This window comes from Bradyrhizobium sp. 159 (genome assembly GCF_023073795.1).
Taxonomy (GTDB): domain Bacteria; phylum Pseudomonadota; class Alphaproteobacteria; order Rhizobiales; family Xanthobacteraceae; genus Bradyrhizobium.
Map to the genome: position 1 here is coordinate 451,109 of NZ_JADPKE010000114.1, position 6,000 is coordinate 457,108.

The following is a 6,000-nucleotide window of genomic DNA, read 5'->3' on the forward strand; positions in this document are numbered from 1 at the left end:
TGCTCAGGTGCGCTTTCGGCCACACTTTCCAGCATGCCGGAGCAAAGGCCCGGGCATTGCTGGCCGTACGGCGACCCATAGCGCTCATGCATGGGCTAAGAAGACTCCTACCGGTTGGATTCGATTGCGCTCGAGATCCGAGCATCAGCCCTGGGGCAATCGGCCTTGCGCTTTTCCTTGTTCTCTTCGTCGGCGCAATCGACCCCGCCATCCGCGCTTGGAGTTCCAGAGCTACCGCCGGTCGCGAACGGCCCTTTGCCATCGGCTCCGCCACCACCGGACCCGCCGCTACCGCCGCCACCGCCGGATGTCCCTCCGGCACGAGATGATCGAGCGGGGCCACCGCCAGCTGCTCCACCGCCCCCAGATGACCCTCCGCTCGAGTTCCCCGGCCCCGCCGCGGACGACCGATCGTTGTCGAAGAACGACTGGCCCCTGTCGTTCTGCCTCTCCGCGTGCAGGCCGCCTGACCTTGCAATGGCTTTTGAGGTCAGGGAAGTGGACAGAAGCAGGGTCATGACGGGGGGCGTCACGGCTGCAAATCTTCCGCAGGTTTTCAAAAACGCCCGCCGGTCGTCATCTTCATTACCATCCCGGGTCACGAAGCGCTCTCCTCGATTTAAAATTTTAAATACCTTATTATATATTAAATACGCTTTCAACCAGGGAATGTTCCTTGCCCGGCGGGAGTTACTGAACGTGCGTCGCTCCGACAGAACGGCTCCAAATTCCGTGTTTTCCTCTCGGCGCGCCCGCGCATTGCGGCTTGCTGCGCGAATTGAGTTGCGCCTCAGCATTTAATATAGTTAATTTGTGTTTAACTGGCCGAGCGCGAGTTCGGCTGCAATGGATCATTGCGATGCCACTGCAATTCCACCGGTCCGTCCGGGACATGGAGATCTGGAGCGCGAGCAGCCACGGCTTCTCGTTCGTGATCAGTTTTGAAAGCCCTGGAGGTTCGGGCTTTCACGGACGCTCCGGCTACTTGGCGAGTTGGCGTCCGCTCCACAAGAACCAAGCCGCAATCAAGATTGGCGGCTCGCCCTTTGGAACATTAGCCGAGGCCGAAGGGGCTTGCCGCAATATGATTGAGCATCTGGCGCCACCATAGCGCGCCCCCGCGCACGAGCACGGCAGACGTCCTCGTCACTTCACGCTGGCCGGATCCTGACGCAACAGATCCGGGGGATCCGGCTCACGTGGCGCTGTATGCAGCTCGTTTCGCGAAATCGCCAATGCCGCGAGAACTGTACGATTGCTGACATCCAGCTTCTGGAAGATGTGATGAAGGTGGACTTTGATCGTACCGTCGGCAATATTCAAGCGACGCCCAATCTCCTTATTCGATAGCCCCTCCGACACGAGCCGCATGATCTGGCGCTCCCGGCCCGTCAGTTGTGTCAGCGGCCTCTTCTCACCAGCACGGGGCTCCTGGTTGCCGTTCCCGGTGCTCGACAAGCCTGCTGCTACGCCTTGGGCAGCCTTCCGCAGGGTTGCGACCAGCATCTCCGGATTCGCGTCCTTCGGGAGGATGATGCAGGCGCCGTCCAAGGCCAGCCTCTGTAGCTCACTGTCGCCCGCGATACCCGCGAAGAAGATTATCGGGACACCTGGGCCTACCGTGTTTGCAAGAGCGAGGATCTGCTGTCGGCTGACATCGGGCAGTGCAGCATCGACAAGCGTGATGTCCGGCACAAGAAATCGGATTGCCTCAAGACAGCTTGCACCATCGCTGCACGACGCAACGATCGTAAAATCACGCTGCGTCGCAAGAACGCTCCTGATTCCCTGTAAGACGATCGGGTGTCGATCCGCGATGACAACTCTGATGCGGCGCATGCTTCCCTTGCCTGTTGCTAACAACCCCCGTGCAGCCGTTTAATCCGGCATCTCCTTTGAGATGCGCGAGGCATGACCCATCAGCTCGGCCATAAAGTCGCACGGCTTAGGTTTGAGACAGCACGAAGCAGCAACGCTCGATGGCCGCGCTAGCGTAACTCGCTCAGAGAATGCGTGCAGCACCGTAAGAATGCGGTGCTCCACGGAAAGTTAAAAACCGCGAATTCCTCGACGAAAGCGCCATTCTTTCCACAACGATTGGTAGATTCGATCTACAAATTCTCTCGAAGAGTGTCATCGGCGCACCCGATCGGTTGCGTTGTCATTATGGTCAACATCCATCTAACTTCGCTAGGGCCGGTTATTACGAGCGATATATAGGGTCATTCACGATTCAAATCTAACATTCGACGAAGTTTCACTGAAGCGAGGCCATTCGAAAAGCCTCGCTTTCCGGAGGGAGGGCAAAAAAGTATTACTATTCATCAAAGCGAGGATTGGCAATCAAAGACAAAATATGGCTGCGTTTGATCGCAGCCCGTGTAGCACCGATGAAAACCCGGTCCCCAAATTGGAGCTGATTTCGTCAATTCAGCAACTTCAATGAGCGGTCGCGCGGTCATCGTTGGCATGAGTAGGTGGTCACATGTATTCTTCCGCTATTTTGCGTCAAACACATCAGGCCCTAATCGTTCAATTCACCGAATTGCAGAACCTACGTAGTCGCGTGTTGAAGGCCGAGCAGCGATTGCTTGCGCCCAGGCGACGAGCCCACGGGCGGAGGGCGCCAGGGAAGCGACCGCTCGGTCGGAGGCACGGTCCCAATCGGTAGCACCAGGTACCGCGTTCCACACAGGCGCCGCCGCGCGCCCGGATCGCGCTTGCCCGACCCCGGCTTGACCTGATAATCCCCCTCCTGTTTCGGTTCGGAAGTAGTTGGGGACAGCTTCCATGGAGAAGGACGACTGGGCAAACATGACCACAGCCGAGCTGTGGCGGCTTTACGATGAGGTCACGACCGTCCTCAGTCGCAGGATGACTGCGGAAAAAGCCAAGCTCGAACAGCGGCTTCGTAAGATTGAGGGGACCGCCGGTCCGACTCAGACCCAGGAACGTTCGCGCCGCCCCTACCCGCCGGTGCTGCCGAAATACCGGAACCCGAAGAATCCGTCCGAAACTTGGTCTGGTCGCGGTAAGCAGCCCCGATGGCTGAAAGCGCAGCTTCGAGCCGGCAAGAAGCTAAACGATCTCCTGATCGATCGCTCGTCCGCGCAAAGGCGCCGCCGGACCGGCTGAGGCGCGCCGCCGCGCTATCGTCGCGCGCCGACGACCCCGCGCGGTTTCACGGCGGTTTGTGTGGCGACGCTCGCGTTGAAGCCGATCTAGCCCGCGCTGAGGGTCGGAGAACAAGTAGCGATGGTGTTTTGCGGATCCTCCGTACAACGTCTCGATCAAATAGACAGTCGGTCGCGGCAACATCAAACACCGCGAATTCCTTCAAGCGCCCGGCGAGATGACAATCGCCGAATTGCATCCTTCCTGGACCAAACGATGCGGCCAGCGCCCAGGCGGCGATATTTTCATTATCGATGATCCGCAAAAGCCGGACGCCATCAACCTGTGGTTCTCCAACACGCTCAGGTCGCGGTTAGACGACAGGGCGTCATCACCGTCGTCATGCAACGCGTTCACCTCAACGATCTCAGCGGCTACCTGCTCGAGACCGGCAAGGCTGGGACGTTGTTGGATCTGGCGGCGATCGCCGAGGAAGACGAGGAAATTGAGATCGGCCGCGGCAAGGTTCACCGTCGGCGGGCCGGAGAGACCCTTCATCCCACCACCTTAAACTTCTCGGCCATGCGCGGCGGTTTGAAGAAGCCCGGAACGTAGGGCCCCTACGCAGCTTAGGACGCGCAGCTCGGCGGTACCGGCGCGGGTCTCCTGGTTTCGGCCGCCTGCGACTGAAGAACTCGCTTCAGGAGGCGGCGCCCCGCAGCCGCCAATCAGATCAAAGTCAAAAAAGCTGCCGCTCAGACTCATGGCCAACCGAGAATAGTCCTCCTCTTGAACCTTGGCAGGCCGGTGCGAAAAGCGTCCACCCGGTTTGAGCGCTGAGGCTGGACTCGCCTTCGCCCAGAATCGCGCAAGCACAGCAAGGCCGATCGCTCTTCCTTCGCGCTCAGGCCTTCCTGGTCTGCAAACAGCTTCCGTCCGACGCTAGCCGCGTCAAGTTCGCCCGCAAGGTCAGCGACGAATTCACCGTACGCATCGTCAAGATGAAGACCTGCACCGCAATGGTAACAAGACGCCTTGGTGGGCGGACCTCCAGATCTCACCGCGACCGGTCGCGAACGAGCTATGGGCTGGAAGCCGGAACGACGCCAGCGGGCAGGTCGACAGACGCGATCAAGCTCGCTGTTCGGAGCTTGGAACAAGAGCAACGTTGAGATGAATTTCCCCTTCAATATGACCCAAGTCCTCCCGGCAAACGCCATACCGGGAGACTTCGAGGTGCTTGCCGCCCCCGCTCCTCCTGCCCGAAGCCTCGACCGAGCTCACACTCAAACCGGCGCTCGATGGGACTGGCCGATCGAACGGCGGTTCGTAGTGGTCACTCGGCCGTGTGCCTGATCGGGCTCCTGGTCGGTCCCGACGAAAGGCTCCGCGCCTTTCGCGACAGGTTACTAGTCGTGGAAAGGAAATGGTGATTGCGTTGTGCTGGCTCGGCCAAATCTATACCTTTTGCGGTCGATCGTCGACCACAGCTGATTGCTGCTCGGCATTTGTACGCGAACCCAACGATAGGGGACCCGCGACCACAGCTTGATCTCTGAAGCAAGATTGTCGAGCACGAGATCGCCGCTCCGGGTGCGCACGAGCAGCACCAAATGATGCTCTCCAGAACTGACGATGACCTCGCTCAGGAGCAAGGCCCGCGCCGGCCAGCCACGCTGAAGGAGTTCGTGACGTTTGCTTACAGCGTAATCATTGCAGTCCCCGCGATCGGGATTGATGCTCCACGCCTCGCCGTCTAAGCCGAGATTGTTGCGCGCAGGCACAATGGACAAGTTGACCAGACCATTGACCTCTAAGAGATCCGCCCACCGTTCCTCCGTCAGCCGGACTGGACCGCCGCGGAAGCCCCGCCGCGAGCGGCACTCGCCCTCGTAGCGCAGGCAGAACATCGTGTACGTCAGAGGCGGAAGTGTGGGCCGTCCAAGTTCGATGCGCCCTAGTGCCGCTTGAGGAGGCGTAGGTATCGCCAGGCGTCCTGCCCCCGCCCATGGAGTACCTCCGGCCATCATGGCGATCGCTATAACCAAGACGGAGCCGGAGACTCGATACATCTGCCGATCCCTACTGAGGTTCGGATCCAGTCGCAGCCAGGCTATGGGCAGAACTGCGCGATTAATTCGCCCATTTAAATATATTTAATTTATATATAATTAGCAACGAAAATAACAACCCCGATTGTCGCGCCTCGGACAAAAACGCTCGGCCTGCCAGTGGACAAGCAGGTTCAAATGCGCGTCGGTTGCTTCTCTCCAGGAGCGCTGCTGCTCTTACGCGGTTATGCCATCTGTCACCGACGCTTGTGTTCGCGTCGCGAGCGTCGCGCTGTTATCGGGCGGACGGCGCCGAAGGAGCGCTGGCCCGAACTTCGTCGCCCCTAATAGCTCAGACGACAATCGTAGCGTTGACTTCGCCCGCCAAGCGAATGGCTGCAATGAGCAGACATATTTTTTACAACAGGGAAGCGCCGCGTACTCGGTCCGCGGTGGTGCGCCGAATTTTGTGCGCAAGGCGGGGACGCGAGTCGAAATCGCCAGCACCATCGCTTCTCGCACGACACCGCCTGACAGAAGCCTGCGATGGAGCCTTGGAATTGGGGTTCGATCCGGACGCTCGGATTGGACGTTCAGGACCGGCGATGTCGAGTGTTGGTCGCGTTGTTTGTCAAGGCAGCCGATTTGACCCCACTGACCGATCATGACGGCTGCGCCTTTGCGATCGCCTCCGGCAATCTACCGGCGGTCCCTTGATCAGTGGGTAATGCGCTCGCATGGCGGATCGGCTGTTCATGGATGAGACCAAGGCGCCGGTACTCGATCCGGGGCGCGGCCAAACGAAGAAGGGCTACTTCTGGGCGATCGCCTCAGA

General features: G+C 59.4%; 5 protein-coding genes and 2 pseudogenes. 3 read left to right on the forward strand and 4 right to left on the reverse strand.

Annotated features, from left to right (window positions below; all coding sequences use genetic code 11):
* Positions 1 to 335: 335 nt before the first annotated feature.
* Positions 336 to 602 (reverse strand): annotated as a pseudogene (locus IVA96_RS35315) (hypothetical protein); the annotation flags it as partial.
* A gap of 257 nt (positions 603 to 859) precedes the next feature.
* Here IVA96_RS35315 and IVA96_RS35320 point away from each other — a divergent pair.
* Entirely contained in the window at positions 860 to 1,111 is a 252-nt protein-coding gene (locus tag IVA96_RS35320; RefSeq protein WP_247280407.1) for a hypothetical protein, read from the forward strand.
* Positions 1,112 to 1,146: 35 nt separating this feature from the next.
* Here IVA96_RS35320 and IVA96_RS35325 read toward each other — a convergent pair whose 3' ends face one another.
* Positions 1,147 to 1,839 (reverse strand): response regulator transcription factor, encoded by a 693-nt coding sequence (locus tag IVA96_RS35325; RefSeq protein WP_247280406.1) that lies wholly within the window; start codon positions 1,837 to 1,839, stop codon positions 1,147 to 1,149.
* Between the two features lie 951 nt (positions 1,840 to 2,790).
* Between IVA96_RS35325 and IVA96_RS35330 the strand changes: the two genes are divergently transcribed.
* Positions 2,791 to 3,135 carry an H-NS histone family protein gene (locus tag IVA96_RS35330; RefSeq protein ID WP_247280405.1) on the forward strand — a complete coding sequence of 115 codons (345 nt, stop codon included), beginning with the start codon at positions 2,791 to 2,793 and terminating at the stop codon, positions 3,133 to 3,135.
* 201 nt (positions 3,136 to 3,336) lie between these two features.
* Here IVA96_RS35330 and IVA96_RS35335 read toward each other — a convergent pair whose 3' ends face one another.
* Positions 3,337 to 3,672, reverse strand: coding sequence for a hypothetical protein (locus IVA96_RS35335; protein ID WP_247337316.1), 336 nt, complete (start codon positions 3,670 to 3,672; stop codon positions 3,337 to 3,339).
* A gap of 851 nt (positions 3,673 to 4,523) precedes the next feature.
* On the reverse strand, positions 4,524 to 5,186 hold the full coding sequence (locus IVA96_RS35340; RefSeq protein ID WP_346347929.1) for a transglutaminase-like cysteine peptidase: 663 nt from the start codon (positions 5,184 to 5,186) through the stop codon (positions 4,524 to 4,526).
* Positions 5,187 to 5,911: 725 nt separating this feature from the next.
* On the opposite strand from IVA96_RS35340, the pseudogene IVA96_RS35345 reads away from it, so the two are divergent.
* A pseudogene (locus IVA96_RS35345) lies at positions 5,912 to 6,000 on the forward strand (transposase); the annotation flags it as partial.

What these genes read in the sequence shown, in the direction of transcription:
- IVA96_RS35320 (WP_247280407.1), top strand. Translation starts at nt 860, where the DNA reads ATGCCACTGCAATTCCACCGGTCCGTCCGGGACATGGAGATCTGGAGC.
- IVA96_RS35325 (WP_247280406.1), bottom strand. Translation starts at nt 1,839, where the DNA reads ATGCGCCGCATCAGAGTTGTCATCGCGGATCGACACCCGATCGTCTTA.
- IVA96_RS35330 (WP_247280405.1), top strand. Translation starts at nt 2,791, where the DNA reads ATGGAGAAGGACGACTGGGCAAACATGACCACAGCCGAGCTGTGGCGG.
- IVA96_RS35335 (WP_247337316.1), bottom strand. Translation starts at nt 3,672, where the DNA reads ATGAAGGGTCTCTCCGGCCCGCCGACGGTGAACCTTGCCGCGGCCGAT.
- IVA96_RS35340 (WP_346347929.1), bottom strand. Translation starts at nt 5,186, where the DNA reads ATGTATCGAGTCTCCGGCTCCGTCTTGGTTATAGCGATCGCCATGATG.